General features: G+C 46.2%; 24 protein-coding genes. 11 read left to right on the top strand and 13 right to left on the bottom strand.

Annotation, left to right across the window (positions count from 1 at the left end):
• Positions 1–110 precede the first annotated feature (110 nt).
• The 3 genes from B9G69_RS04335 to B9G69_RS04345 are packed head-to-tail and all read left to right on the top strand — an operon-like array spanning position 111 to position 3,358.
• On the top strand, positions 111–905 hold the full coding sequence (locus B9G69_RS04335; RefSeq protein ID WP_254917006.1) for a hypothetical protein: 795 nt from the start codon (positions 111–113) through the stop codon (positions 903–905).
• The gene (locus B9G69_RS04340; RefSeq protein ID WP_088616745.1) at positions 899–2,377 is read left to right on the top strand and encodes a TolC family protein; all 1,479 of its coding nucleotides are present in this window, start codon (positions 899–901) and stop codon (positions 2,375–2,377) included. The genes B9G69_RS04335 and B9G69_RS04340 overlap by 7 nt, the downstream gene beginning before the upstream one ends.
• Before the next feature lie 12 nt (positions 2,378–2,389).
• A complete protein-coding gene (locus tag B9G69_RS04345) occupies positions 2,390–3,358 on the top strand; it encodes a hypothetical protein (RefSeq protein ID WP_088616744.1) in 969 nt (322 codons plus the stop codon).
• 301 nt (positions 3,359–3,659) lie between these two features.
• Here the strand turns inward: B9G69_RS04345 and abc-f are convergent, their stop codons facing one another.
• From abc-f to B9G69_RS04365, 4 genes are all read right to left on the bottom strand, one after another.
• Positions 3,660–5,462 (bottom strand): ribosomal protection-like ABC-F family protein, encoded by a 1,803-nt coding sequence (gene abc-f / locus B9G69_RS04350; protein WP_088616743.1) that lies wholly within the window; start codon positions 5,460–5,462, stop codon positions 3,660–3,662.
• Between the two features lie 21 nt (positions 5,463–5,483).
• Complete coding sequence (gene aat, locus B9G69_RS04355; RefSeq protein WP_254917005.1) at positions 5,484–6,149, bottom strand: leucyl/phenylalanyl-tRNA--protein transferase; 666 nt, start codon at positions 6,147–6,149, stop codon at positions 5,484–5,486.
• Between the two features lie 2 nt (positions 6,150–6,151).
• Entirely contained in the window at positions 6,152–7,243 is a 1,092-nt protein-coding gene (locus B9G69_RS04360; protein WP_088616742.1) for a PQQ-dependent sugar dehydrogenase, read from the bottom strand.
• 74 nt (positions 7,244–7,317) lie between these two features.
• Positions 7,318–8,691 (bottom strand): RecQ family ATP-dependent DNA helicase, encoded by a 1,374-nt coding sequence (locus B9G69_RS04365; protein WP_265437972.1) that lies wholly within the window; start codon positions 8,689–8,691, stop codon positions 7,318–7,320.
• A 247-nt stretch (positions 8,692–8,938) separates the two neighbouring features.
• On the opposite strand from B9G69_RS04365, the gene fusA reads away from it, so the two are divergent.
• Positions 8,939–11,047: an elongation factor G gene (gene fusA / locus B9G69_RS04370; RefSeq protein ID WP_088616740.1), complete on the top strand. Its 2,109-nt coding sequence runs from the start codon at positions 8,939–8,941 to the stop codon at positions 11,045–11,047.
• Between the two features lie 362 nt (positions 11,048–11,409).
• Positions 11,410–11,832 (top strand): hypothetical protein, encoded by a 423-nt coding sequence (locus B9G69_RS04375; protein WP_088616739.1) that lies wholly within the window; start codon positions 11,410–11,412, stop codon positions 11,830–11,832.
• A gap of 1 nt (position 11,833) precedes the next feature.
• Here B9G69_RS04375 and B9G69_RS04380 read toward each other — a convergent pair whose 3' ends face one another.
• A complete protein-coding gene (locus B9G69_RS04380) occupies positions 11,834–12,367 on the bottom strand; it encodes a CAP domain-containing protein (protein WP_088616738.1) in 534 nt (177 codons plus the stop codon).
• Between the two features lie 249 nt (positions 12,368–12,616).
• Here B9G69_RS04380 and B9G69_RS04385 point away from each other — a divergent pair, with 249 nt between their 5' ends.
• Entirely contained in the window at positions 12,617–15,757 is a 3,141-nt protein-coding gene (locus B9G69_RS04385; RefSeq protein ID WP_217897732.1) for a kelch repeat-containing protein, read from the top strand.
• A gap of 145 nt (positions 15,758–15,902) precedes the next feature.
• Here the strand turns inward: B9G69_RS04385 and B9G69_RS04390 are convergent, their stop codons facing one another.
• The gene (locus tag B9G69_RS04390; protein ID WP_254917004.1) at positions 15,903–16,412 is read right to left on the bottom strand and encodes a hypothetical protein; all 510 of its coding nucleotides are present in this window, start codon (positions 16,410–16,412) and stop codon (positions 15,903–15,905) included.
• 134 nt (positions 16,413–16,546) lie between these two features.
• Between B9G69_RS04390 and B9G69_RS04395 the strand changes: the two genes are divergently transcribed.
• A complete protein-coding gene (locus B9G69_RS04395) occupies positions 16,547–16,774 on the top strand; it encodes a DUF883 family protein (RefSeq protein WP_088616736.1) in 228 nt (75 codons plus the stop codon).
• A gap of 2 nt (positions 16,775–16,776) precedes the next feature.
• Entirely contained in the window at positions 16,777–17,235 is a 459-nt protein-coding gene (locus B9G69_RS04400; protein WP_254917003.1) for a hypothetical protein, read from the top strand.
• Positions 17,236–17,332: 97 nt separating this feature from the next.
• On the opposite strand, the gene B9G69_RS04405 is transcribed toward B9G69_RS04400, so the two are convergent.
• Both B9G69_RS04405 and B9G69_RS04410 read right to left on the bottom strand, forming a co-directional pair.
• The gene (locus B9G69_RS04405) at positions 17,333–17,602 is read right to left on the bottom strand and encodes a hypothetical protein (protein WP_141096973.1); all 270 of its coding nucleotides are present in this window, start codon (positions 17,600–17,602) and stop codon (positions 17,333–17,335) included.
• 147 nt (positions 17,603–17,749) lie between these two features.
• Positions 17,750–18,535, bottom strand: coding sequence for a dienelactone hydrolase family protein (locus tag B9G69_RS04410; protein WP_088616735.1), 786 nt, complete (start codon positions 18,533–18,535; stop codon positions 17,750–17,752).
• A 214-nt stretch (positions 18,536–18,749) separates the two neighbouring features.
• Here B9G69_RS04410 and B9G69_RS04415 point away from each other — a divergent pair, with 214 nt between their 5' ends.
• The 3 genes from B9G69_RS04415 to pyrE are packed head-to-tail and all read left to right on the top strand — an operon-like array spanning position 18,750 to position 20,672.
• Positions 18,750–19,790, top strand: coding sequence for a CNNM domain-containing protein (locus B9G69_RS04415; RefSeq protein ID WP_088616734.1), 1,041 nt, complete (start codon positions 18,750–18,752; stop codon positions 19,788–19,790).
• A 5-nt stretch (positions 19,791–19,795) separates the two neighbouring features.
• Positions 19,796–20,110 carry a divalent-cation tolerance protein CutA gene (gene cutA, locus B9G69_RS04420; RefSeq protein ID WP_088616733.1) on the top strand — a complete coding sequence of 105 codons (315 nt, stop codon included), beginning with the start codon at positions 19,796–19,798 and terminating at the stop codon, positions 20,108–20,110.
• Between the two features lie 43 nt (positions 20,111–20,153).
• The gene (pyrE, locus tag B9G69_RS04425) at positions 20,154–20,672 is read left to right on the top strand and encodes an orotate phosphoribosyltransferase (RefSeq protein ID WP_088616732.1); all 519 of its coding nucleotides are present in this window, start codon (positions 20,154–20,156) and stop codon (positions 20,670–20,672) included.
• Here pyrE and B9G69_RS04430 read toward each other — a convergent pair.
• The 5 genes from B9G69_RS04430 to B9G69_RS04450 are packed head-to-tail and all read right to left on the bottom strand — an operon-like array spanning position 20,665 to position 25,145.
• Positions 20,665–21,456 carry a substrate-binding periplasmic protein gene (locus B9G69_RS04430; RefSeq protein ID WP_265437973.1) on the bottom strand — a complete coding sequence of 264 codons (792 nt, stop codon included), beginning with the start codon at positions 21,454–21,456 and terminating at the stop codon, positions 20,665–20,667. The two genes, pyrE and B9G69_RS04430, sit on opposite strands and share 8 nt — an antisense overlap.
• A 12-nt stretch (positions 21,457–21,468) precedes the next feature.
• Positions 21,469–22,245, bottom strand: coding sequence for a substrate-binding periplasmic protein (locus B9G69_RS04435; protein WP_265437974.1), 777 nt, complete (start codon positions 22,243–22,245; stop codon positions 21,469–21,471).
• A complete protein-coding gene (locus B9G69_RS04440) occupies positions 22,175–22,954 on the bottom strand; it encodes a class I SAM-dependent methyltransferase (RefSeq protein WP_265437975.1) in 780 nt (259 codons plus the stop codon). The genes B9G69_RS04435 and B9G69_RS04440 overlap by 71 nt, the downstream gene beginning before the upstream one ends.
• A gap of 2 nt (positions 22,955–22,956) precedes the next feature.
• Complete coding sequence (locus B9G69_RS04445) at positions 22,957–24,012, bottom strand: alpha-ketoacid dehydrogenase subunit beta (protein WP_088616729.1); 1,056 nt, start codon at positions 24,010–24,012, stop codon at positions 22,957–22,959.
• Positions 24,012–25,145: a thiamine pyrophosphate-dependent dehydrogenase E1 component subunit alpha gene (locus B9G69_RS04450; protein ID WP_265437976.1), complete on the bottom strand. Its 1,134-nt coding sequence runs from the start codon at positions 25,143–25,145 to the stop codon at positions 24,012–24,014. The genes B9G69_RS04445 and B9G69_RS04450 overlap by 1 nt, the downstream gene beginning before the upstream one ends.
• Between the last annotated feature and the right edge of the window lie 92 nt (positions 25,146–25,237).

A 25,237-nucleotide genomic window follows, 5' to 3' on the forward strand; every position in this document is an offset into this window, starting at 1 on the left:
CTGACCTCATTAAGGAATCCTAAGCAATACTTAGGCACCTAAACAGTGATTGACATGGTTGGTCTGAACGACTATTCATGACCGCACTTCAAGCCACTACGGAGGCTCTTATGATTACGACTCGTTTCGCGAGTTCTCTATGCGTATCTCTTGTTCTTGCATCAGCTACCGGCTGGGCGAAAACGTCTTCTTCTAAAACCAAGCTTGCAGAAGCACCAGCTCCTCAATCTGTGCGTGAAGCTGCTTTGGCCGAGACAAAAGCCTCGGGCGTCGCTTCAAAATCTGCAACTGATGCCACGACAACAGGAATGTTGGTGTTAAAAGATCCAAAACCGGAAATCATGGGTCGCTCTTGGCAGTACTTTGCGGGCTTCACGGCTCAGCAATTTCAACCAAAGGGAACTGTGACAACAGACACGGCAGGAACTTTTGATTTGTCTAAAAACGATCAAACATTCATGCCCGGGCTCACAATCGGTGTGATGACTCCGGAGTGGAATGCCGCGAGCGTATTAATCAGCGGTGGTCTGCGCGTTGATGGTTCAATCGCGACACAAAACACATCGGTCACTCTTTCAGGTGGAACTGTTGTTGATGACGCTCGTTTGAATACGACTATGTTCTCCGGCGGTCCGACTTTAAGCCTTCGCCATGCGAAGCTTTCTTGGTTGGGGCTAACGTTTTCTCCACAATGGGGGAATTTGAACTACACTCAATCTTCATCGAACGATTTTGCGCACTTTTCCAAACAAGCTTCTTACACGGCGATGAACTATGGGTTAGACTTCCGTTTAACAAAAAAATGGTCCGTTTTCACTGAGTGGTCACAAAGAGAACTTAGTGGCCAACAAGAAATCGCATTAGAAAAAGACAGCTTTGAATTGGGGACGAAAGTATCATGGTAAAAAAAATCATCCTGCTTCTTTGTGCGACCTCCACTGCGATGGCGCAGACAACTCCGGTTGCTGCAGCTTCAGTTGTTACTTTGTCTCAGAAAAAAGTAGCGGAACTGGCATTGCAACAGGGTTACCGTACCAAAGAAGTTAATCTTCAGTATCAACAATATAAACTTCCCTTTGCTGAAACACTGGCTAAGTACGATTGGCTTTTAGGTGTGACAACAGGTTATGAATTGGACAAGCAAGCTCAATTGCTTTCCTCTCAAACTTTAGATCCACGCAACAAAATCGAACGCTACAATACGACTTTGACGTTGTCTAAACCATTCACGACGGGGACTTTAGCAACTATCGAGTTGAACCGTCTTTCTTTGAACGCGGATTACGATACAGCTTTGACAGTGCAACCACCGGATAATCAAACTCTGGACCGCGCGGGCATCGTGCTGGAACAAGCGATCTTGGGTAACTTCTTTGGTGTGGCTGATCGCGGAACTGTAAATGCGGCAGAGGAAAACTACAAAGCTTCGGAAATCCTTCGTGCAAACGATTTGGAAAACGTGGTTTTGGAATCTATCCGTCAATTCTGGACAGCGTATATCGCTCAAGAAAACTTCAAGGAAGCTGTGAGTGCGCGCGACCGTTATAAAAAATTGGTCGACACCGTTCGCAGAAAAACTTCATTGGGTTATTCAAACCCTGGAGACTTGCCGCAAGCTCAGGCCGAACTTGAAACTCGCGAGCAAACCGTCAAATCGACTTCGACTGAATATTTAGCTGCAGTAGAAAATCTATTAACGTCTTTGGCGTTGGATCCAAAATCTGAAGTTAAGTTTGAGATGAGCACCATGCTCCCAGCAATGCCAAGCTTGCCGCCAGTAAAAACTGAAGACTTGCGTGCAATCCGTTCGCAAAAACTGAAAGTTTCTGCTGCGGAAGAAAGCTTGTCAGCATCTAAGTCTTTAGCCTACCCGACTTTGAATGTTGTCGGAAAAGCTTATACGACAGGTGTGGCTGAAAAGTCCGAGGACTCATACTCGGAGTTAACGGGTGGCTCTCGACCTGATTACTATGTAGGTTTAAGATTTGCTTATAACTTTGGCTCTGACATTCAAAACGAGCGTATCGTTTACAACAAGCTAAATCGCGACTTGGAACAAACGCGTTTGCAACGTCAGTTGGTTGAAGTTATCGACTCAAACACACAAGCGGAGCGTAAAGCACAAGCCGCTTACTCGATTGCCCAAAGCGCGGAGAAGCAAAAAGAGTTCCGCGAAAGAGCAGTAACGGAGTTACAACGCTCATACGCTCAAGGCAGAACAGATATTAATAACTTGATCATTGCTCTTAACAGTTCATTCACAGCAGAAGTCCAATACATCACTGCTGTAGGTAACTACCACATCGCTTTGAATGAATGGGCAGCATCAAGAGACGAACTTATTCCTGACGAACAACCGTCAGAAAATGGAAAATAGGCAGGGGACTTTATGTTGAAAAAATTAATCCTTACTTTGAGCGTTTTGGCACTTGGTGCATGCGCATTCAATAACGACGACTCAGGTGCCGACAAGTTGAATAAAAAACTTGCGGAACAAAATCGCAAAACGGCGGAGAGCTTCGCTAAAGTTGAAGGCTCATACACAGGTAATCTAATCCGTGAAAACGGTGCAACTGAAGTGATTCAAATCGCATTGATTTTGTCCTCTGTACAAACAGGCACGAACACTGACGGTTCTGCACAAATCAGCTACAAGCAAAAAGCAGCTTACACTCGTTTGAATCCTGCTTCCCAACCGATTACAAATCTTGATGCTTCCTACACTCCGGAAAACGGTCTGTTGAACATCTTGAATCCAGCAGCAACTACGAACGACGACATCCAAACCATCTTTGCGACTATCAAAGATGGCATCATGTCGGGTACTGTTAAATCTAAAGCTGGCATCATCGGCAGATTCAACGCGAAATTCGTAGTTGGTGGCTCTGCAAATGGCGGTAACGGTTCTGATGAGGAATACTATGACCGTCTTCGCAGAGAATTGACTGCCATTTCCGGAACGTACTATGGTTGCGTTATCACGACTAAAGAAATGCAACAAAGAAATGTCCCAAGCTATAAAGCTAAAATGACTTTGTCCTTGTTCGAAAAAGAAGCGACTGGTAACACAACTCAACCAACACTTGTTGGTGAGTTCCGTCGTAACTATGACAAAACAGACTTCACGAAAGCGATCCTAACAGGCGTTTATCGTAGCGATTTCGTTCCAGCGACTTTGACGTTAAACGGTCGTTACCCAGCGGGTACAAACGGTTACTCATCTGCATTCAAAGGTTCTTTGTCTGCATCTGGCGAATACGTAGCTGACTTCATGAACGGCAATGGCGGTATCGAAGGCAAAATGTACTTCAAACGCGGCCAAACATACCCAGCAAAATGCGCAAACGTAGACAGATAGTCTAACGGCACAACGACACAGACGGCGCACATCCCTGCTGCGCCCACAAAAAAACCCAGCTCTCAACAAGCTGGGTTTTTAATTTTCATCTCAGCCGAATTTATCCCCATCTCCTAGTAAAGAATCTAAAAACAATCTCCTTCTACAGCGAGGGTGGCAAGCTAAAGCCTGCGCTGCAGTCGACCTCCGTCGGCGCACGATGCGCGAACCGGCGAAGCCGGCGACGGTGAGCCCGGATGGCGTGTCGACGGAATCGCAGGCTTTGGATTGTCACTCTCGATGTAGTACCGAGAGCCTATTTTTAAGATTTGCCTTCTAATTCATTCCAGCGAGCGTATAGGCGCTCGATTTCAGCTTGAGTGGTAGCGATCTCATTGTACAGCTCTTGAACCTTCTTGGGGTTGCTGGCGATGTCTGGAAGCATGCTTTGGGTTTGCGCTGCTTGAAGTTTTTCCTCAAGAGCTGCGATGTTTGCTTCCATGTTTTCCAATTCAAACTTTTCTTTGAAACTTAACTTTTTAGCTTTTCCACCGGAAGCAGCTTTCGCTTGTTGCTTTTCTTCTTGTTTGCTTGCGGCTTCCATCTCTTTCAAATCGTCGTACCATTCTTCCCATTGTAAGAAGCCGGCGAAACGCTCCATGGTCGTATGACCATCTGGATTCTTATGAAGAGCGATAATTTCTTTAGCAACTTGGTCCATAAAGTATCGGTCATGGGTTACCAAGATCACAGCGCCATTGAAATCGCGCAAAGATTCCTCAAGGACTGCCAATGTTTGCACGTCCAAGTCATTCGTCGGCTCATCCAGAATCAGAACTTGCGCTTCGTTCAACATCAATTGAGCGATACGCAGACGAGCTTGCTCCCCGCCTGATAGTTTTTCGACGGGCATATCCATTTGCTGACGGTTGAATTGGAAACGCTCCAGATAACTGCGCGCATAGACGTAAGAGCCTTGATAGTGAACATAGTCACCATCAGGACAGATATTTTTAAGAACTGATTTTTGCGGGCTTAATGTTTCGCGATTCTGTTCGAAATACGCGACCTTTAAGTTTTCCGCACGCTTTACTTCCCCCATGTCAGGAGTTTCTTGCCCCAACATGATGCGAATCAAAGTGGATTTCCCAGAACCGTTGTCACCCAAAAGGGCCATGCGCGTTTTTGGATTTACCAGGTAAGTAAAGTCTTTAAACAAGATACGATCATCATAAGCTTTCGTGATGTGCGAAAGCTCGATCAATTTTTGTGGATTGCGATCTGCATCTTTGAATTCAATTTTCACCGTGCGATTGGCGTTTTTCGCCACCAAATCAGAAACGTCGTCTTTCAACGTGTGGGCACGATCAATCCGTGCTTTTTGTTTGGTTAAACGGGCCTTAGCACCACGACGAAGCCATTCTGTTTCGCGACGAAGAGTGTTCTTCATCGTCAGCTCTTTGGCTTCCTGCCCCGCCATCATCAATTCTTTAGATTCAACGTACGCGGAATAATCACCCAACGTCACAAACAAGTAGTTTGGATTTTTCGGATCCAAATCGAATATCTTATTCGTCACACGTTGAAGAAATAAACGGTCATGGGTGATGATCAAAGTTGCGAATTGCGCTTTGGCTAAGAACTCCTCAAGCCACATGATGGAAGTGACGTCCAAGTGATTCGTGGGCTCATCCAGCAACAAAAGCTGCGGATTTTGCACAAGTTCGCGAGCCAAAGCCACGCGTTTTCTCCAACCTCCCGAAAGATCTTCCACCAAGAACGTATCGCCAAACTGAGAAAGCTCTAAGCGGGCCATCCATTCATACGCAGGTCCAATAAATTCGCCGTAATCAAGATCACCCATGATTGCATCTAAAATAGAAACGCCTGGAGTGAATGTAGGGGTTTGTTCAAGATAACCAATGCCCAAGCCCTTATTCATCGTCACTTCACCACCGTCAGGTTTCATGCGACCTGCGATGATTTTTAAAAGCGTGGATTTTCCCGCGCCGTTAGGACCAACTAAACCAATGCGGTCACCTTCATCAATCCCCAGACTGACGTTTTTAAAAAGAGTTTTTCCCGCGAATGATTTTTCAAGCTTGTATGTACTTAGTAAAGGCATGCCGTCAACTTACGGCACTTTTTAAGGAATTGCAGCTATTTGTTGATGACGCTCTTCGAGCAATTGCAGGTATTCCTCACGATCCACAAGTCGTCCTCCCAGTTGGGCTACGACCGGCGTCACCATCTGAACATCAATCCATTGGTGCCCCAGCTGTGAAAGATGCTCAACTAAAAACCACAGTGCCAATTTAGAGGCATTAGGCTTTTTATAAAACATGCTTTCTCCACTAAAAACTCCATCGACTAGCACGCCGTAAATGCCACCGATTAAGACGTTGTTTTCCCTAACTTCAATCGAAAGTCCAAAGCCCGCTTTATTGAATTCATGATAGGCGCGTTTCATCACGGGCAGAATCCACGTGCCCTCTTGGCCCGGGCGTATTTGGTTCGCACACTCGGCCATCACGTGATCGAAATCTTTGTTAACCGTGTACGTAATTTGCGGATTTTTACGACGAAACCTTTGCAGGCTTTCTGGAACATGGAATTCATTAAAAAACATCATGCCGCGTTTTTCAGGGGAAAACCACAGCATCGGAAAACCGACCTGTGGCCATGGGAAAATTCCTTTGCTGTAGGCTGTGTACAAGGTCCCCACATCTAATTTTCCACCGACGGCCAAAATACCTTCGGCCATCGTATCGCGTGGATCTGGAAACTCGACGGAGGAGTGAAATCTTGTCAAAGCTACTTTCCTTTTGCCTTATAAGTCAGACGATAAATCACACCGGCCTTGTCGTCAGAAATGAGGACGGAACCATCTTCCATAACTTCAACGTCAACAGGGCGCCCCCACGCGTCTCCCACTTGCAACCAACCTTCAACCAATGGCATGACCGAGGTTATTTTGCCGTCTTTGACTTTAGCAAAACCAACCATGTAACCTTGAGGCGCGCTGCGATTCCAAGAACCGTGTTCAGCATAAATGATACCGCCTTGATACTCAGAAGGAAACATCTTCCCATTATAAAAGCGCATCCCTAGGGCTGCAACGTGGGCTCTTAGCTCGGCTTCAGGAGCTTTATAGTTCTTGCAGTCTTTGCCCTTACCAAACTCTTTATCTAGAACGTTTTTGCCATGACAAAATGGGAATCCAAAATGCTCCCCCACTTTCGACAAATGATTGATTTCATCCGGAGGAGAGTCATCTCCCAACCAGTCACGACCATTTTCCGTAAACCACAAATCCTTCGTCGTCGGATCCCAATCAAATCCCACAGTATTGCGAACGCCTTCTGCAACGATATCCTTTGCTGTGCCATTCACATCTAACCGATAAATGCGTCCGTATTCAGTTCCCATATCACAGATATTGCATGGGGCGCCCACGGGGACATACAGCTTACCATCAGGGCCAAATCGGATAAATTTCCAGCCATGATGGGTGTCGCTGGGAAATTTTTGCGACAATGTTTTTGCGGGTTTTTGGGGTGCTGAAATTTTATCAGGCACATTGAATTCCAAAATCTTTGAAACTTCAGCGACGTAAAGTTTTCCGTCCTTAAAGGCGACACCGTTGGGCGTGTCTAGGCCTTCAGCGAAGGTTTGCACTTTTCCATTCTGAACAAGGCTGACCTTGTCCCCCGCACGCGAGCCGATAAAAAATCGACCACCTGGTGCCTGTGCGATAGAGCGCGCATCTTTGACCTTTGCCCACACGGAAATTTCAAATCCCGGAGGCATTTTGAGTTTATTCAGCGGAAGATCGGCGGCATATGCGGCGCCACCAATCAGGAACACTGCAAACAGAGTTGTCAATTTTTTCGAGACATTAAACATAGATCCTCCTTTTTTAGATGATAATCAAAAGGATCAATTTAACTGATCTCCAAAGGCCTCTCAAAGAGCCGCTGCTAGTTTTGATTATCAACACAAATATCACACTTGCCACAGGGAGTTTCGTGTCGGTGTCCAAAGTAGTGATAGATAAAATTCATGCGACATTCTTTATCTTGAGTCGCAAAGCGCACCATCTCTAGCAGTTTTGAATTCTGCGCACGCAAAATGACAGGACCGTTTTCCGCAGCGAACTGCTCCTGAGTTGGCGCATGAACACACTGATACGGAAATGGATCCTCTGATTTTTCTAAGCAGCCCCAACGTTCCAAAATGCTGACGGCAGCCTCTGCACGGAAATCACGACGGTTGCGGAAATTCATCTGCTCGCGAAGGAAATCAAACTTCTCCTGATTCACGCGCAGGCGATTTTGCTCGATCAGATCATAAATTTTAGCAATGAACTCTGGATCAGGATGCGACCATTTTAAGAATTCCATTTGAATACTGACATCATCTTGATCGTATAAAAGATGACAAAAGGATTCTTGTCCATCACGCCCTGCTCGACCGACCTCTTGAAAATAGCTCTCTAAGGCGCTTGGAATTTCAGAGTGAACTAATAACCGAACATTCGCTTTATCGATCCCCAAGCCAAAGGCAGGTGTGGCCAGCATCAATGGAGACTCTTCGGCTATAAACGCCTTTTGATTGCGCTTACGATCTTGGGGGGACAGGTCACCGTGATAAACCAAATGTTGTACGCCCGCGCGATGAAGTTCCGCAGATATTTTTCGCAGTGTTTGAATCAACGAACAGTAAACGATGGCAGCACCCGGCTGCTGATAGCGGAGCCCAATGATCGCGCGGATTTTATCGTCAATCCCGTACAAATCATGAACTCGCAAGGCCAAGTTAGGACGTTCGATGCCCGCCGAAATAATTTCGGCATCAGGGATGTTCAACTTTGCCAAGATATCTTTTTGAACTTCGGGGGTTGCCGTTGCTGTCAGGGCAATTGTTGGGGGATTGCCTAAAAGCGCTCGAAACTCCCCCACGCGAGAATAATCGGGACGGAAATCGTGACCCCATTGGGAAATGCAATGGGCCTCATCCACGGCCAGCAGCTGAATCTTGCGACCCTCAATGGCTTTCAGGAATTCGGGCTTACGAAAACGCTCGGGAGTTACATACAGCAGTTTGAAGTCACCCTTCGCTAAGCGGTCCTGACGAGATTCGCGCTCTTCTCGCGTTAAAGTGGAATTTAGACATGTGGCCGGGATGCCTAAATCTTTGGCTTTCAGAACTTGGTCTTGCATTAAAGCGATCAGCGGAGAGATGACAATTACTAGGCCGTCTCGGATTTTTGCAGGGAATTGAAAACACAGGGATTTTCCCATGCCCGTCGGCATTAACGCGAGGGCGTTTTCGCCTTGCCATACCTTTTGCAAAACCGCTTCTTGTTCGCCGCGAAAAGTGGTAAATTCGAAGTGCTTTTTCAGGAGATCGTGGAGGTCCATCATGCCACCAAGCTTACGCTAACCCAGTCTTATCAGGTATCGCCGTCACCAATATGGTCACGGTGTGTCAATGTTATATTCTGGGCCCCATCATTTGCATCTATATGTAATCGATGATAATTCGAGTACTTTCAAATTAGTAACTAAGTCTTAAACGACAATTAAGAAGGGTAATATTATGTCCAAAAAATGGAATATTGATATGGTCAGAAATATCGGTATCTCGGCTCACATCGACTCGGGAAAAACGACTCTTTCTGAGCGTATTCTGTTCTATGGAGGTAAGATCCACGCCATCCACGAAGTTCGTGGTAAAGACGGCGTCGGCGCTACAATGGACTCCATGGATCTAGAGAGAGAAAAAGGTATCACAATCCAGTCTGCTGCAACTCAGGTTCAGTGGAAGGATTACACAATCAACTTGATCGACACTCCGGGACACGTTGACTTCACAGTTGAAGTTGAACGTTCACTTCGCGTACTTGACGGTGCGATCCTAGTTCTTTGTGGTGTATCTGGTGTTCAATCTCAATCCATCACAGTTGACCGTCAGATGAAACGTTACGGCGTTCCTCGTTTGGCATTCGTGAACAAATTGGACCGTCAAGGTGCCAACCCGTTCCGCGTTAAAGATGCTTTGATTGAAAAACTTCGTTTGAATGCAGTTATGGTAAACATCCCAATCGGTTTGGAAGACCAACACCGTGGTATCGTTGACCTAGTTCAAATGAAAGCTTTCATCAATGAAGGTAACGACGGTGAGAAAATCACTGAAATCGAAATCCCAGCTGATCTAGTTGAGCAAGCTAAAGAATACCGTCACAAAATGATCGGTGCTTTGGCTGATATCGACGATGCAATCGGCGAAAAGTTCTTGATGGAAGAAGAACCAACTCTTGAAGAGATCAAAGCGGCTATCCGTAAAGGTGTAATCGATTTGAAATTGGTTCCAGTATTCTGCGGATCTGCTTACAAAAATAAAAACGTTCAGCACTTGTTGGATGGCGTAACTTACTACTTGCCAACTCCAGCCGAAAAGAAAGAACAAGCTCTTGACCTTAACAAAGGCGAAGAGAAGTTCGATCTTTTCCCAGATGCTAACAAACCGACTGTTGCCTTGGCGTTCAAACTTCAAGAAACACCATTCGGTCAGTTGACATACATGCGCGTTTACCAAGGTAAATTGCAAAAAGGTGCGTTCATTACGAACCAAACGAATAAGAAAGCCGTTAAAATTCCTCGTCTAGTGCGTATGCACTCGGACAAAATGGAAGATATCGAAGTTTCTTACGCGGGTGACATCGTTGCATTGTTCGGTATCGACTGTGCTTCTGGTGATACGTTCTGTTCTGAAGACATCAATGCATCTATGCAATCTATGCACGTACCAGACGCGGTTATCTCTCTTGCGGTATCTCCAAAAGATAAAGCAGCAGCGAATAACTTCTCTAAAGCGTTGCAAAAATTCCGTAAGGAAGACCCTACTTTCCGCGTTCACCGTGACGAGGAATCAAATGAGACTATCATCTCTGGTATGGGTGAGTTGCACTTGGAAATCTACGTAGAGCGTATGAAACGCGAATTCAACTGCGAAGTGATCGTTGGTCAACCGCAAGTTGCTTACCGTGAGACTATCTCTGCAGCTACTGATTACGACTACACTCACAAAAAACAAACGGGTGGTTCGGGTCAATACGCGAAGATCGTTGGTAAAATCCAACCTCTTCCTCCACAAGAAGACGGCTCAGTGTTTAAATTCACTAACGCTGTTGTCGGTGGTCGTATCCCTAAAGAATTTATCCCAGCTGTTGAAGAGGGTTTCAAAGAGCAAACTGTTAAAGGTCCATTGATCGGCTTCCCGATCGTTGGTGTTGAAGTTGTTCTTGAAGACGGCGCATACCATGACGTCGACTCATCATACATGGCGTTCAAAATCGCTGGTATGGCGGCTCTTCGTGAAGTTTACGCTGCTGCGAAACCAACAGTTCTTGAGCCGATCATGAAGCTTGAAACTGTAGTTCCAGACGAATATCAAGGTTCAGCGGTTGGTCAAATCAACCAACGCCGTGGTACTATCGTTGGTACAACAGCGTTCGACGGTAACTGCGTTATCGAAGCTGAAGTTCCTTTGACAGAAATGTTCGGTTACTCAACTGACCTTCGTTCTGCAACTAAAGGTAAAGGTGAGTTCTCTATGGAATTCGCGAAGTACTTGCCAGTACCTCGTAACATCCAAGAAGAGCTTGCTAAGAAATACCAAGCTAAGCGCGCAGCTGAGCAAAAGTAATTCTTTCTCTTACTTAGAGAATCCGAAGCCCTGGTGGAAACACCGGGGCTTTTTTTTTGCCTTTTTTCCGAGGGAATCGGGATCGAGTCGGTGCCTATTGAAGAAGCCTGTTCTTCGTGTGGCACGCCTTCCAGGCTCAACGGCGCCCGCCTTTGGCGGGTTCGCGCATCCATGCGCCGCCGAGGCCGCACTACGCACAGGCTTCTTCAATAGTCCCCGCCTCGCACGACTTTTTCGGTAAAAATTCAAAATAAAAGTCCCGGGGTTTCTTAGATGTTTGTTGGGTCTTTTGCGGCACTTAGTTTGAAAGATGCCTTTTGTAGACTAGGGATGTGGTTCCAAACGAAATATAGAGGTGTTCTGTGTCTATAAACTTTGCGGTGTTGAGGCGTAAATTGGTAATCGTACTTTTGTTTTGTGTCTTTGGTGTTCCAGTTTCTGGAGCGCAAGGGCTTGGCGCTGCTCCGGGTGGGTTCACTTCTGATGGGCGGCGGTTGGCTGAACTTAACTTAGAGGATCTTCAGAGTGAGGTTTCTTTAGGGGCTAAGGCGGATAATCGCGTTCTTAAGAACTTGCTTTGGTCGGTTCGTCGGAATGGAACTGCTGATGATCTCAATAAGTTTGATTCTCTTTATTTACAGTTTAAAGTGGCTTCGGAGAATGGGCTTTCTCGGATACATCACAGTATTCGTTCTGATTATTCGGCGGAGCTTTTGGAAGAACTATGGCGAGGGACTCGTCAGGTCCTTCTCTCTCGCCCTGGGACTTGTGCTAAGGTTTTTTGATTTAGCGATTTGTGCCTGCGTAGAAAACCTGGGTGGCGTAGCCGTTATAAAGACCTATGCCTAAGCTTTTATAGTTGCCGTTTAGGATGTTGTTTCTATGGCCTGGGCTTACCATCCAACCGGTTACAACGGTTTCTGGAGTGTAGCCTTGGGCTATGTTTTCGGCGCAGCCTGCGGTTAGGCCGAATCTTGCGACTCGGTGGCTGAAGGTTTCATCAGGGCGTTCGTGATCAAAATACTGTCTGTCGCTCATATCCTTGGATTGTTCAAAGGCCATTTGCGTGCAGGCTTGGCAGTACACCAAGGCTGCTAGGCCGTTTGCTACTCGCTGGGTGTTGGTGGCCTTGAACACCAAGCACGTGTTAGCGTCCATTCCGTAGCAACCATCTGCGCCAGCACTTGGTAAAGTTACGGATCCATTAGAGCCTTGGGCAGAGTCTATTCCTAATGCGGAGCTTGCTTCAAAGCCACCGTTACATGCAGTCAGACTTAGCATCATTGCGACCATTGTGAGTGTAAGAACTTTCGTGTTCATGAAATTAGATTATCGAAAGAGTCTAGTGCATAGGTGTGAATTCGTGCGTTTTCTCAGGTCGAGGCTATGGTGTAAATGAGGTCGCCACTTTCTCCCGAACCAAAATTAAATTTTGAAGTCATCAAACTTTCCTTCAGCTGCAAACCGTTTGTTTTAAATCGTTTCAAATTGAGATGTTACCATTTAGTAAAATGGGTCAAATAATCCCACAAAACTCCGATAAGTATTCATATGTACGTTTTTTGTTTAGTGAGGTTTCTATCAGCTTTATTGCTCGTGGTGGGCACTGTGGGTTGCACCCTCGATGCTGCACCCATTGATTTTACTTCGGTCGATCTCAATATTGCTCCTGCCAATACTTCCATCGCCTATCGTGCTTACTACGCAAAAACAGGTCGTTATGCACACACTCAAAGTTCTCTGCCAAACGGAAAAGTCTTGATCGTTGGCGGTTCCGTCAACGGCTCTAAGTGGGGATTAAAATCGGTTGAGATTTTTGATCCTGAAACGCAAAAGTTTGCAGAGGCTGCAGACTTCCCTGTTGATATCGCGTATCAAGTTGCAGTGACTCTGAACGATGGCAGAGTGCTCGTCGCAGGCGGCGGCAATGCCACGGCAATTTATTCTGACTGCTATATTTATAATCCCGCCAACAATACTTGGACACAAGTCGCTTCAATGTCCACTCCCCGCATGAATCATGCTGCGACATTGTTGAGCGATGGCCGAGTCCTTGTGTCAGGTGGCCTTGCTTTGGCAGGCGATCCCGATCTTTCCTCGGCAGAAATCTATGATCCTTCGAATGACACATGGACTGCCGCAGGCAATATGGGGCGCGCGCGTGAATTACATAAATTGGTCACTCTTTCTAACGGCAAAGCTCTATCAATCGGTGGCTCGACGAATGGGACTCTTTGGGTTCAGTCGCATCTTTACGACCCAGCTACCAACACGTGGACCAACTCTGGGAATTCCAGCGTCGGTCGTATCTATCATTCCGTGACGGTTATGGATGATGGCCGAGTGGTTGTTATTGGTGGACTCTCTGGGGGTACGGTGGTAGCGACCACGGAAATCTATGATCCCACAGCGGGAACGTTTACAACCCGTTCCTCAATGCCTTTCGCTCGCATGAATCCCTCTGTTGTGAAAACGAACGGTTGGATTGCAGTTACGGGTGGAGAAAACAGCGCAAACTGCACCGTTGGTTGCCCTGAAGTTTTCGCGTACAATCCCACGTCAGATGCTTGGGTGACGTTGTCTAGCTTACAATCAGGCAGAGCCGTTCACACCTCTTTCGTGTGGAACTCGGCTCTGCATGTTATCGGCGGAAAAACCTCTGCGGGAGCAGGAACTCCGATTTCAGAAAAGCTTAATCTTTCAAATCTTTTCTGGCAGCAAGAAGGAAATCTAAATATGGGCCGCGCGGAACATACGCTGACGGTTTTGCCGAATGGAAAAGTATTAGCAGCTGGTGGATTGGCTGGTTTGACTTTCATAGGGACTACCGAAATTTTTGATCCGAACACAAACACTTGGACCACAGGTCCTAACATGACGATTCCAAGATCTGCAGCCGTCGCTGTTCGTTTGAACAACGGAAATATTTTAGTCACCGGTGGTTGGTCTACAGGCAACCTCATTCAATATAGCACAGACATTTACAATCCAAGCACGAACACCTGGAGTGCAGGCCCTGATATGAACCTAGCAAGGGGCTACCATACAGCGACACTTCTCTCTGATGGCAAAGTACTGATTGCCGGTGGCACCAATGGTTCAGACACTGCCACAACTGAAATTTATGATCCTGCGACAAACACTTTCACAGTAGGGCCAGCTCTTCCCGCCGCTGTAAAGAATCACACGGCAACGTTGGCTTCTAATGGGCATGTGATTGTGATTGGTGGTATCACAGGCGCAACTTATCGCTCATCTGTCTTTGATTACGACCCGGTGGCGAACACGTGGTCTACGAAAACTTCCGCAACGACTGCTGCCGCCAGACATACGGCCACCCTAGTCTCTGGGAAAATTATCGCTGTGGGCGGAATCACGACAGGTGGAGTTACTTCCAGTGCCGTGGGAATTTACGATCCATTGAATGATACTTGGACAACGGCAGCTTCTTTGAACATGGCTCGCTACGATCATCAAACAATCATTCTTCCAAGTGGCAAGCTTCTTACTATGGGTGGATCAAATGCACCGAATTCAACCGAGTTCTATGACCCCGTTGCTAATACTTGGACCAATACTTATCGTGTTCTTGCTCAGGGTCGTTCGCAATTTAGAACTGTATTGCTTGCGGATGGCCGCGCCGTGGTTGTCGGGGGAACAACTGTAGGTTCCACTCTTGCTAGCACCGAATCGTATATCGAGAGTTACCAAGCACCGACTTGGTCCATCGCGTTCCCTATCGAGGGTCGCTACATGCATGCAGGAGCTTTACTGACCAATGGTAAAGTCTTTTTTGCTGGAGGCGTTGACGTTAAAGGTGGATTGCTGACGACTGCTACCATTTATGATCCTTTAAAAAACTCTTGGGAGACCGGCCCAACGTTAAGCTCTGGCAGATATTATCACACGCTCACGGCTCTGAAATCCGGAAAGGTCATGATCGCCGGAGGCTACAACGCCGTCGGCGCGGCCCTCACTTTGGCAGAAATTTATGACTCAATCGCGGGAACGATCTCAACTACGACATCTCCACGAGCACGTCTTGGCGGCTCTGCAATTTTGATGAATGACGGTAAGGTACTTTTTACGGGTGGTGTTGATGCAACTTACAGTCCCATCACCGAAACCGACATCTATGACCCAACAACCGATACTTGGAGCAGCGGTGCCGCCAGAACAGGATTTCTATTCGACACATTGGTTGTCTTATCAGGCACAAAATATCTGGCTGTGAGTACGACGGGTGCAGCTATCTATGATTCAGCTCTTAACACCTGGACAGCAACGGGTGCGATGAGCACACCTCGCGTGTTTGCAGTAACATCTGTTTTACCGAATGGAAAGGTCATCGCTGCGGGAGGAATCGACGGCACTATGACCCCTTCTGCTGCGGTCGAGATTTATGATCCATCCAGTGACACATGGTCCGCAGCAGCCTCACTTCCTGAGGCTCTCACATATCAATCAGGTGCCATGCTCCCAAGCGGAAAACTTGTAGTTAGTGGTGGGGTTCGCAGTGACTTCACTGCAAGTGATTCTGTTCTTTACTATGATACTGATTCAAATCAATGGATAACAGGCAACCCGCTGACTGACGCCAGATACTTCCATGTCTCGATATTGCTACCGAACGGCCGCGTACTTGTTCATGGCGGCCAGAGTGATACGTTAGTCGTACTTCCTTTCTGGGAGCAAGTGGTCGAGCCGTAATCCTAATACATGCATTTCAATGTCAGCATTGCGGAAGCAATTGTGCCGGTCCCTTCAGTAACTCCAGAGGCACTGCTTGTTTTTAATTCCGTGGTCGAAGAGCGTCCGACATATTCAATCACAAAATGCTGTCCGATAAACCAACCTACCCCAACATCGCGCCAAGGCCGCTTTTAGCTTCGTAACTGCCAAGAAAGGTAGATGCGGGAGTGAAACTGATGATTCCGTAGTTAAGTGCGATAGGAATATAGAAGGAAGTCCAACGGTATGCGGTACCGATATAGAGGTTGTGTTGCTGGTATTTCGATGGGTTCGAAATATTCGTCGTACTTATTCCATTCAATGTGATTTTCTTTAATTCCCTTTCAGCGCCATAATCGAAACCGCTGATGAAGGCCCAAGAATCTTGAGGGACATACCAATAGTGAATGCTAAATCCGGCGGCGCCCGCATACTCCATGTCATAGGTTTTTTCGGTCATCGTTCCACTTGTTGGTGTTTCTTTATTTCTCAGATTGACCAAAAAATTGGGACTATATCCAGCTCCCACCCCAAACTTCCAATCACCACTTGAACTGGAAGCAGAGCTCGGTTCTGCAGCCATCGATTCACTCGAGAAACACATCAGTAAGAACAACAACAACAGAGACCTCATACCTACTCCTTGGATATCAAAAAATAAACATTTATTTAGTTATACTGACAATGGAAATAATGTCCTCTGGCCGATGGTCTGGAAAGTTAAACTTTGTGCCTACTTATACCGATGGAAATTTTGGAGAACACATCATGGATCGTGATCAACTTATCGAAGAAATCAAGAAACAGATTTTAGAAGAGCTTAAGAGTGCAGCAGCCCCTCTTACTGATAAAATTTCTGACGAACATAAAGCCGAAATGATGGAAGTTAAAAATTCCGTGGAGAATTCTGTCAAAGAAAATCCATGGATGGCTGTGGGTATTGCGGCTCTTGCCGGTTTTATGATCGCTCGACTTCTTTATCGGAGGGATGATTAGTTATGATGAAATTTGTCTTACCACTTCTTTCTTTTCTGATTGGGAATGCCAAGGGCTTCATCAAAGAACCTGCCGAGGCATTTTCTATTCAACTCGCTGAACGTGTCCGTTCATTGACAACGTTATTGGTCGCCGTGATTGGCTCCTTGGCGCTGGGTTGTGTCGGCCTCTCTTTGTTTATTGCCTCAATCGCTTCACAGCTAGATAAAAATGAAGAGTTTCATGTGACGGGTGGTATGGCTCTTTACTTGGGCCTGACGGTTGTAGCGATCGGTGTTCTGGTTTATTCACTTCGCAGTAAAACTTGGATGAAGAGTTTGGGTTTTGAAGAAAAGCCTCAACAAGCTGCCTCTGGTGGTGGCAAACGTACGGGCGCTTTGGAAAATGCCGTGGCATTGCTGGTGATGGATTATATCGACGAAAGAAAATCACGCCGAGATGAAAGAGACCATCGCCCTTGATTTGAAAGCGTGGCAATAAAAAAGGCAGCTTCTGGAAGCTGCCTTTTTTATTTAAGACTCCGACTCTGCCGAAGCGTTTTGTCTGACATCTTAATTCTTAGTAGCCGTTGCCACCGTAATAGCCACCGTCTTCATCGTAACCACCGCCGTAGCCGCCACCATCGTAGTATCCGCCGTCGTTATCTTGACGGCTGCCGTCTTCGTAACCGCCGTTACCGTAACCACCGCCATCAAAAGAGCTGTCGTTCCCGCTGCACTCGTAAGATTCTTCGCGCGGATCGCAACCTTCAGCAGGTTGAGCGAATGCAGATGCTGAAAACGGAGCCAAGAAAGCCGTCGCAACCAAAGCCATAACCAGTTTTTTCATTCGAAACCTCCCTAAAATAAGAACCCCCTGCTTATCACAGGGAATTCTATTGGCAAGGTACGGACATACTTTTGGTAGCATTTACGCGTCATCAGTGATGCGTTGTCGCTACCAACAGTGTATCCGTACCTTTTCTGCTCACATTTGTTATTTTGTGACTGGCGCTACTTCGTTCAGGAAGTTCATGAAGAGCTCCCAAGACCGTTTGTCAGCTTTTTCATTATAGGCGACGCCTTTGCTTGGATCGTTCCCTGCATCTTTTTGAGTGAAGGCGTGAACTGCTCCAGAGTAAGAGATGAATTCATAGTCCACTTTGTTTTCATCCATTTCTTTCATGAACGGCATCACTTCAGGATTTACGCTCTTATCCAAAGCACCGTGAGCTATTAGGACAGGGCCTTTGAAGTTTTTTGCATCCTTCGGAGTTGGATTGGATAATCCACCATGGAAGCTCACAAACCCTGCTGCTGGCGCTCCTTCACGTCCCACTTCCAATGCCCCAGTACCGCCAAAGCAGTAACCGATGACGACAATGTGTTTAGGATCGACCATTTTGTTTTTCTTAAGCCAGTTAAAAGCCGCCATACCGCGGGCGCGGAAAAGCTTCCGATCATTTTTATATTGGCCTGCTAGTTTGCCAGCCTCTTCCATGGAAGTGGGACGAATGCCTTTACCATAAATGTCGGCCGCCAAAACCACATAACCTTTTTCAGCAAGCATCTGAGCGCGCATTTTTTCGTTTTCAGATAAACCCATCCATTGATGAATGATCACAACCGCTGGACGTGGTGATTTCACCGAATCATCGTAGGCCAAAAAGCCCTCCAGGACTGCCTTGCCTTCTTTGTATTCGACATTTTCAGTTTTTAGGGCGGCAAAAGCCGAACTCGTCATAAGAACCAGAGCCATGCTGGTAAGTAGTGTTTTAAACATTCTAAACTCCTCTTGGTATATGACAAAAGTCTATGCGGACCCGTCATGGAGGTCAAAACGCACGCCTCAGCTGTGATAAAGTACACCTGAGCAAACTAGCCCTGCGCGTTATAGACAGCCTCGCCGAGGGGTATGCTATTATTTTCCCAATGGAATATCACAGGCTTTGGCCATCTAAATTCTCCTTTTCAATCACTCACTTAGATAAACACCTATGTCGCTATTAGTTCTTTTAGTTATCAGCACTCTAACAATTTCTTTCGTCTGCTCGATGCTTGAAGCGACCCTTCTAACTTCGACATCTGCATATATTGCCGTCTTGGTTCGCGAGAATCGTCGCAGCGCTAAACTCTTGGAACACTTAAAAGAGAACTTGGATCGTCCTATTTCGGCGATCCTGACTTTGAACACTCTTTCCCATACGTTAGGTTCCGCAGCGATTGCTTACCAAGTCCAAGCCCAATACGGTGAGCAGGCAGTGACGATCGCATCGTTCATTTTGACCTTCGCTATCTTGGTATTGTCTGAAATTATTCCTAAATCAATTGGGGCGGCTCACTGGAAAGCTTTGATTCCGTTCACGGCCTATACGATCCAACTGATGATTATCTGCTTGTACCCGCTGGTAATCATGTCCGAGTGGCTGGGACGATTGTTTCAACGTCGCACTGAAGAACCAGAAGTGACTCGTGAAGAAATCCTGATGACAGCTGAAATGGGAGCCGAAGAGGGAAGTCTCAAAGGCAAGGAATCTAACATCATTAAAAATCTTTTGATGCTAGATAAGATCTACGTATCAGATATTATGACGCCAAGATCTGTGTTTTTTGCGCTGGAAAAAGACCTAACGGTGGAAGAAGTATTTAACAAATACAAACCTCTGCGTTTCTCTCGCATCCCCGTATATCACGGAAGCTTAGATAACATCGTCGGCATGACATATCGTTATAAAATTCACGAGGCGTTGTCTAACGACCAACATGAAAAAGTTGTGGGCGAACTGGTCACTCCGATATCTTCGATTCCGGAACGCATGACGGCGTCACAGGTTCTAGATTATTTTATTAAGGAAAAAGAGCACATTGCATTGGCTGTTGATGAATACGGTATCGTTGCGGGTCTTGTGAGCTTGGAAGACGCTGTTGAAACACTATTGGGTGTGGAAATTGTCGACGAATTGGATTCGGTTGAAGATATGCGTAAGTTCGCTTTAGAGCAATGGCAGCTTCGCAAACAAAAGCTTCGTAAGAGCTAATCTCTATGATCATCTATTACGTCCCCTGCCCTGATCAAAAGAGTGCTGAAAATATCGCATGCACTCTTTTGACAGAAAAGCTGATCGCTTGCGCGAACATCATTCCTGGAATGACATCAATGTATTGGTGGGATGGAAAAATAGAAACCGCGAGCGAGTATATTCTGATTCTAAAAACTCTTGAAAGCTCTGACGCAGGTAAAAATTTAGAATCTCGCGTGAAAGAGCTTCATCCCTATGAAGTGCCCTGCCTGATGGCCCTTCCCGTCGCATCAATCAACGATTCTTTCAAAAACTGGCTTGAACAAAGTCTTAAATAAATTCAAAGTATTCTTCCGAAGGCCACTGCTGCCGGAGGAAATCATGACCCGTACTGAACTAGCAAAAAAAATCTATGACGTAGCCCACTTAACTGGCGAATTTAAATTGCGCTCAGGTCAAATCTCCAACGAGTACTTTGATAAATACCGTTTCGAAGCTCAACCAGCAGTTCTTCGTGAAATTGCAAAACAAATGGTTCCCTTGATTCCAGCAGGCACAGAGGTTCTGGCAGGCCTTGAAATGGGCGGAATTCCCATTGCAACAGCGTTGTCTTTGGAAACTGGAATTCCTTGTGCGTTCGTTCGCAAAGAAGCGAAAGAATACGGCACTTGCCAATTCGCCGAAGGCTTAGACCTGAAAGGCAAAAAAGTTCTAGTGATCGAAGACGTTGTTACGACGGGCGGCCAAGTTGTGCTTTCAACAGCAGACTTACGCAGCATCGGAGCCATCGTGACCCACGTTCTTTGCGTCATTCACCGTGGTCCACAATTCCCAGAACCTAAATTGACGGAGATCAATGTGACTTTGTCTCCCTTGTTTAAAAAAGCTGATTTCAATTAGAAACGACGGATTTGAGAATGTCTCTGGCTGACAAAGCCGGAGACTTCACAGGCTCTTTACCTTCCCAACCAAAAACGGATTTGACGATTTCTTTTGACTGAACAGGCATATGGATATTTCCGATCATCCACAAGTTTTGTTTAAACAGAAGTTTCAAAGGGCGCAGTGGACGAGGGGACTTATCAGTCAATAACATTGCCTTTTGAGCTTCCACCATGACCATCGGTCTTGTGGCCCAAATATCAATTCTGCCCGCATGAAGCTTGCGTAAATTTGCATTGTCATCAGCAATGGCTTCGACCTTGGGTGACCAACCCATATAGCGCCGAATCTCTGATTCACGTGCACTTCCACCCTGCACACCGATTCGATACTTTCTTAAATCGGATAATGAATTGATTTGAACATTGGGATCAGTGGCGTAAAGCCAGCATTCAACTTCTCCAAAATTCATAACCCAATTGAACTTAGTCTCGCGATCAGATGTGCGGTCAACCGCAAAAAATAGCCCATGGACGTCTTTATCCACTCCCATCAATCCCCTTTTATAGGGAACCCAAACAAGTTCAAAGTCATTGGCTTGTCCAGACTCTTCTAAGCTCGCAGCCACAGCTTTCCCATAGTAGCCTGCAAGTCCGGCAAAACCCTCGCCCGTTTTCACAACCAGAGGTGGATTTTCAAAAGCATAGATTTTAATTTTATTAAAACTCTCTGCGATCGACAGAGTAGGAAGTACAAGAAAAAGTAAAAAAATATACAGACGTAACATCTTATGATCGCCCATATCATCCTTTACTTAAAGAAGAGCTCCATTTAAAAAATCTTTGCCGGTCATGGGAGGAGGTTTGATAACACGACGCGATCCCCATCCAAATACGGACTGAACCAAGTTTCGATTTTGATCCGACATATCGCGATTTCCAACCATCCACATACTTTGTGAAAAGAGTTTTTTAAGCGCTCTGGAATCCCGAACGGGTTGACCTTTTGCCAACATGATTTTTTGAGCCTCGGCCATTACGGCAGGATGAGTGGCCCATATGTCTATTCTGCCAGTTTGCAATTTCCGGAAATTACTGAGGTCCTCGGTCATGCCTTCGACTTTTGAAGAATTGCCGACATAACGACGGAGCTCTTGCTCCCGGGCGCTGCCACCCAACACTCCGATACGGTATTTGGTCAGATCTTTGAGATCGTGAATAGCCACCTTGGGATCCACCGAATAAAGCCAACAATCAACGTCAGCCAAATGCATGACCCAATTCACTTTGTATTCGCGCTCGAAAGTCCGCGTAAAGGGAAAAAATAAAGCCTGTGGGTTGCGCTCAAGATCCAACAAAGCACGCTTCCAGGGAACCCAGACGATTTCAAATTCTTTTTCTTTTCCAGATTTCTTGATAGCTGAAGCGATAACTTTGCCGAAGGTCCCTGACAGACCTTCCAGACCCTCTCCTGTTTTGACAACAGTCGGAGGAGTTTCAATGGTATAAACTTGAATTTTCTTAGAGAGAGCAGCCGTCGCCCACAACGGCAGCAGTCCCACAAAAATTAAAATGGCTTTTGCTAAATCCAACTTCGTGCATGATTTCGCGGATTTCGGAGATACTCCACAAACGCCAGTCGTAAGTGAAGACCTGTTCAATCTTTTTACCATTCACGCGGAAGTGAATGTGAAATACAGCTTCGTTACTGATGGGATCAAAGTTTGTCTGATCCCAGTAGTATGTGAAATCTTTGTGTTTCATGCGGTCTTCGATTGCGTCGTAACATTGACTGCCACCAAACACATCGACCAAAAAGATTCCATCCTTGTTCAAAGTCTTATAGGCGTTAGCAAAATAGTTCTTCAGCATCCATCTTTGCTTAAAGCAGAAGTATGAAAAGTTCATCGCAGCGATGATGTCCGCTTTTTCCAAGCCTGGGTCCATCACGTTGCCTTCGATAACCTTCATGCGCTTTTGCTGTTCAGGTCGTAGCTTCGTCAAATAATGGGACTTACCATAAGCAATTGGTTCTGGATCGAGATCCACCCCTACCGCTTGATGTTTAGGATCAAGCTTGATCCACTCTGTCGAAAGAGCAAATGTCCCGCAGAAGTCTTCACGGAAAACTCGTGGAGCTTTCTTCTTAAGCTCCTTATACGTATTGCGGATGAACACAACATCGTTTTCAGCCGACTGCACCGCTTTGTGGTACAGCTCATATTTATCAAACTGTGTTTTACCGCGTTTCTTAGAAACTTTACGACGAACTTTTTTTCTGTGACCGACTCCCTTCAACATAACTACGGAACCTCAGCAACGATCTCGCGGATCGCTGTTTCGATGTCGTGATGTTGAGGAACAGAATTTTTCTCTAGGTTTGGATGCAAACCGATACCTGGCAAGTTTTTACCTGCAAGGACACGAGGTCGCGCCATCAACGAATAGAAGCACTCTTGAGTTGTTCTATAAGCCAAATGCTCACCGAAATTCGTGACTTCAGTGTCTTCGTTCACGAATAAGACACGGCCTGTTTTTTCGATAGAAGATTTAATCATCTGCCAGTCGTATGGATAGATCGAGCGCAAATCAATCACTTCGACGGAGATGCCTTCATCAGCTAACTTCTTAGCAACTTCATCACACAGGTGCACCATGCGGCTGTATGTAACTACAGTGATGTGCTCACCTTCGTGAGTGATCTTACCTTTACCGATTGGGACGATGTACTTTTCAAGTTCCGGCCATTTCGCTTTCCAACCTTGGGAATTTTGAACTGGCTTATCGATCATGGATTTCAAAGTTTTTTCATCCTCGGGTTCACCAGGGATCAACTCGTCGCCTTTATGGCGCATCAATGCTTTTGATTTCAAATAAAGAACCGGATTTGGATCTTCAATCGCTGCTAACATCAAACCGTAAGCGTCTAGTGGGTTTGATGGCATCACAATCTTCCAACCTGGCAAACGAGAGGCCCAAGCGTCGAAAGAGTGAGAGTGGTAAACGGAACCAAAGATTCCCGCGCCAACCGGAGTCATCACAACCATCGGCAACTGAACTTGACCGTTTGTGCACCACAAAGTATTGCCGGCGATTTTCAAAAGATCGATCGTGTTGAAGATATAATCTGCGAACTGGATTTCAGCCACGCACTTATCACCTGTCATCGCAATACCCATCGCCATGCTGATAATACCGCGCTCGTCCAGTGGAGTGTTCCATGCTGTTTTTAGACCTTGAGTCGCTGTGAAAACGCCACCAAGTGGCGCACCAACGTCTTGTCCAAAGATGTCTTTAACGCCCATGTGTTTTTCACCGTAGTGAAGGGCCATTCTGATTGCTTGAGCTACGCTTGCCATTAGAATTTTCTCCAATCAGCATTTTCATTATTTACAAAGACATGATCCCAAACCGTTTCCGCCGCAGGACCCGCTTCACCACGAGCTTGTTCTTGAGCTTTGATGCCCTCTTCCTCGTAGATCTCCCAAATCTTTTGCGCAGCTTTTTCAGTCAAGATACCAGCGGCGATCAGTTTTTCTTGGAACTTATAAACCGGATCGAACAAATCTGTTTTACGATTTGCACCGTCTGCAGATGAGTGACCGTACAAGCGCGTTGTTTTTACTTCAAGGAAAGATGGTTTGCCGGTTTTACGGATGTAATCCATTTCTTCTTGCAAAGCGATATACGTCTCGACCGGATTTGTTCCATCGATCACGCGGGAGCGGATGTTGAATGCTTTTGCACGATCCGCGATATACGTTTCACCGTGTTGACCTTCGTAAGGAGTAGAAATACCGAAACCATTGTTTTGCACAGTGATCAACACCGGCAATTCTTGGCCTTTACGGGAAGACCATACCAAGCAAGTTGCGAATTCGCCCTCTGCTGTACCAGCGTCACCACCAGTTACGATCGAGATTGATTTGTGACCCGCACGTTTTTGTGCGTGAGCAGTTCCGCATGCGATAGGGTATTGAACTTCGATTGGAGAAGTAACAGGAGCCACGTTCCACTGAGGGAAGCAATAGTGACCAGCAAAGTTACGACCACCTGTTGAAGGGTCCGTCGCACGATTCATCATCAAACGAACCGCTTCAATCATCGGCATACCAAGAGCCACCATCGTTGGGGTACAACGGTAGTGCAAATGGAACCAATCGTATTCAAGGCCTTTACCTTTACGAGCCAGCAAACCCAATGGGACCCCGAAAGCTTCCTCTCCAGGACCACCGATCCAGAAGTAACCTTCACCGGCTTTATAAATTTTGATAACGCGTTCTTCAAGAACGCGAGATTTGACCATCAGGTCATGCATGCTCAACAAAAGTTCTTCAGACAAACCACCGAAATCAAATTTTTTCGGAGTGGCTTTTTTTGAAGTCTTCGCAGCGGATTTAGTAGCAGCTTTTGCCGGCGCTTTTGCTTTCGCAACTGGTGCGTTTTTTGGGGCCTTTTTGGCAGCTGGTTTTACAGTGGTCTTTTTAGACATGTACTTCAGTTCTCCACGGTTTTTAGTCACATAAATCAAGGCCCCTATCTAAGCGAGAACAGGCAATATTGTCTGCCTTTTTCCCTCCATTT

The organism is Bdellovibrio sp. SKB1291214, from assembly GCF_002209355.2.
Taxonomy (GTDB): Bacteria; Bdellovibrionota; Bdellovibrionia; order Bdellovibrionales; family Bdellovibrionaceae; genus Bdellovibrio.

What these genes read in the sequence shown, in the direction of transcription:
- B9G69_RS04335 (WP_254917006.1), top strand. Translation starts at nt 111, where the DNA reads ATGATTACGACTCGTTTCGCGAGTTCTCTATGCGTATCTCTTGTTCTT.
- B9G69_RS04340 (WP_088616745.1), top strand. Translation starts at nt 899, where the DNA reads ATGGTAAAAAAAATCATCCTGCTTCTTTGTGCGACCTCCACTGCGATG.
- B9G69_RS04345 (WP_088616744.1), top strand. Translation starts at nt 2,390, where the DNA reads ATGTTGAAAAAATTAATCCTTACTTTGAGCGTTTTGGCACTTGGTGCA.
- abc-f (WP_088616743.1), bottom strand. Translation starts at nt 5,462, where the DNA reads ATGCCTTTACTAAGTACATACAAGCTTGAAAAATCATTCGCGGGAAAA.
- B9G69_RS04360 (WP_088616742.1), bottom strand. Translation starts at nt 7,243, where the DNA reads ATGTTTAATGTCTCGAAAAAATTGACAACTCTGTTTGCAGTGTTCCTG.
- fusA (WP_088616740.1), top strand. Translation starts at nt 8,939, where the DNA reads ATGTCCAAAAAATGGAATATTGATATGGTCAGAAATATCGGTATCTCG.
- B9G69_RS04380 (WP_088616738.1), bottom strand. Translation starts at nt 12,367, where the DNA reads ATGAACACGAAAGTTCTTACACTCACAATGGTCGCAATGATGCTAAGT.
- B9G69_RS04390 (WP_254917004.1), bottom strand. Translation starts at nt 16,412, where the DNA reads ATGAGGTCTCTGTTGTTGTTGTTCTTACTGATGTGTTTCTCGAGTGAA.
- B9G69_RS04395 (WP_088616736.1), top strand. Translation starts at nt 16,547, where the DNA reads ATGGATCGTGATCAACTTATCGAAGAAATCAAGAAACAGATTTTAGAA.
- B9G69_RS04400 (WP_254917003.1), top strand. Translation starts at nt 16,777, where the DNA reads ATGATGAAATTTGTCTTACCACTTCTTTCTTTTCTGATTGGGAATGCC.
- B9G69_RS04405 (WP_141096973.1), bottom strand. Translation starts at nt 17,602, where the DNA reads ATGAAAAAACTGGTTATGGCTTTGGTTGCGACGGCTTTCTTGGCTCCG.
- B9G69_RS04410 (WP_088616735.1), bottom strand. Translation starts at nt 18,535, where the DNA reads ATGTTTAAAACACTACTTACCAGCATGGCTCTGGTTCTTATGACGAGT.
- B9G69_RS04415 (WP_088616734.1), top strand. Translation starts at nt 18,750, where the DNA reads ATGTCGCTATTAGTTCTTTTAGTTATCAGCACTCTAACAATTTCTTTC.
- cutA (WP_088616733.1), top strand. Translation starts at nt 19,796, where the DNA reads ATGATCATCTATTACGTCCCCTGCCCTGATCAAAAGAGTGCTGAAAAT.
- pyrE (WP_088616732.1), top strand. Translation starts at nt 20,154, where the DNA reads ATGACCCGTACTGAACTAGCAAAAAAAATCTATGACGTAGCCCACTTA.
- B9G69_RS04430 (WP_265437973.1), bottom strand. Translation starts at nt 21,456, where the DNA reads ATGGGCGATCATAAGATGTTACGTCTGTATATTTTTTTACTTTTTCTT.
- B9G69_RS04440 (WP_265437975.1), bottom strand. Translation starts at nt 22,954, where the DNA reads ATGTTGAAGGGAGTCGGTCACAGAAAAAAAGTTCGTCGTAAAGTTTCT.
- B9G69_RS04445 (WP_088616729.1), bottom strand. Translation starts at nt 24,012, where the DNA reads ATGGCAAGCGTAGCTCAAGCAATCAGAATGGCCCTTCACTACGGTGAA.
- B9G69_RS04450 (WP_265437976.1), bottom strand. Translation starts at nt 25,145, where the DNA reads ATGTCTAAAAAGACCACTGTAAAACCAGCTGCCAAAAAGGCCCCAAAA.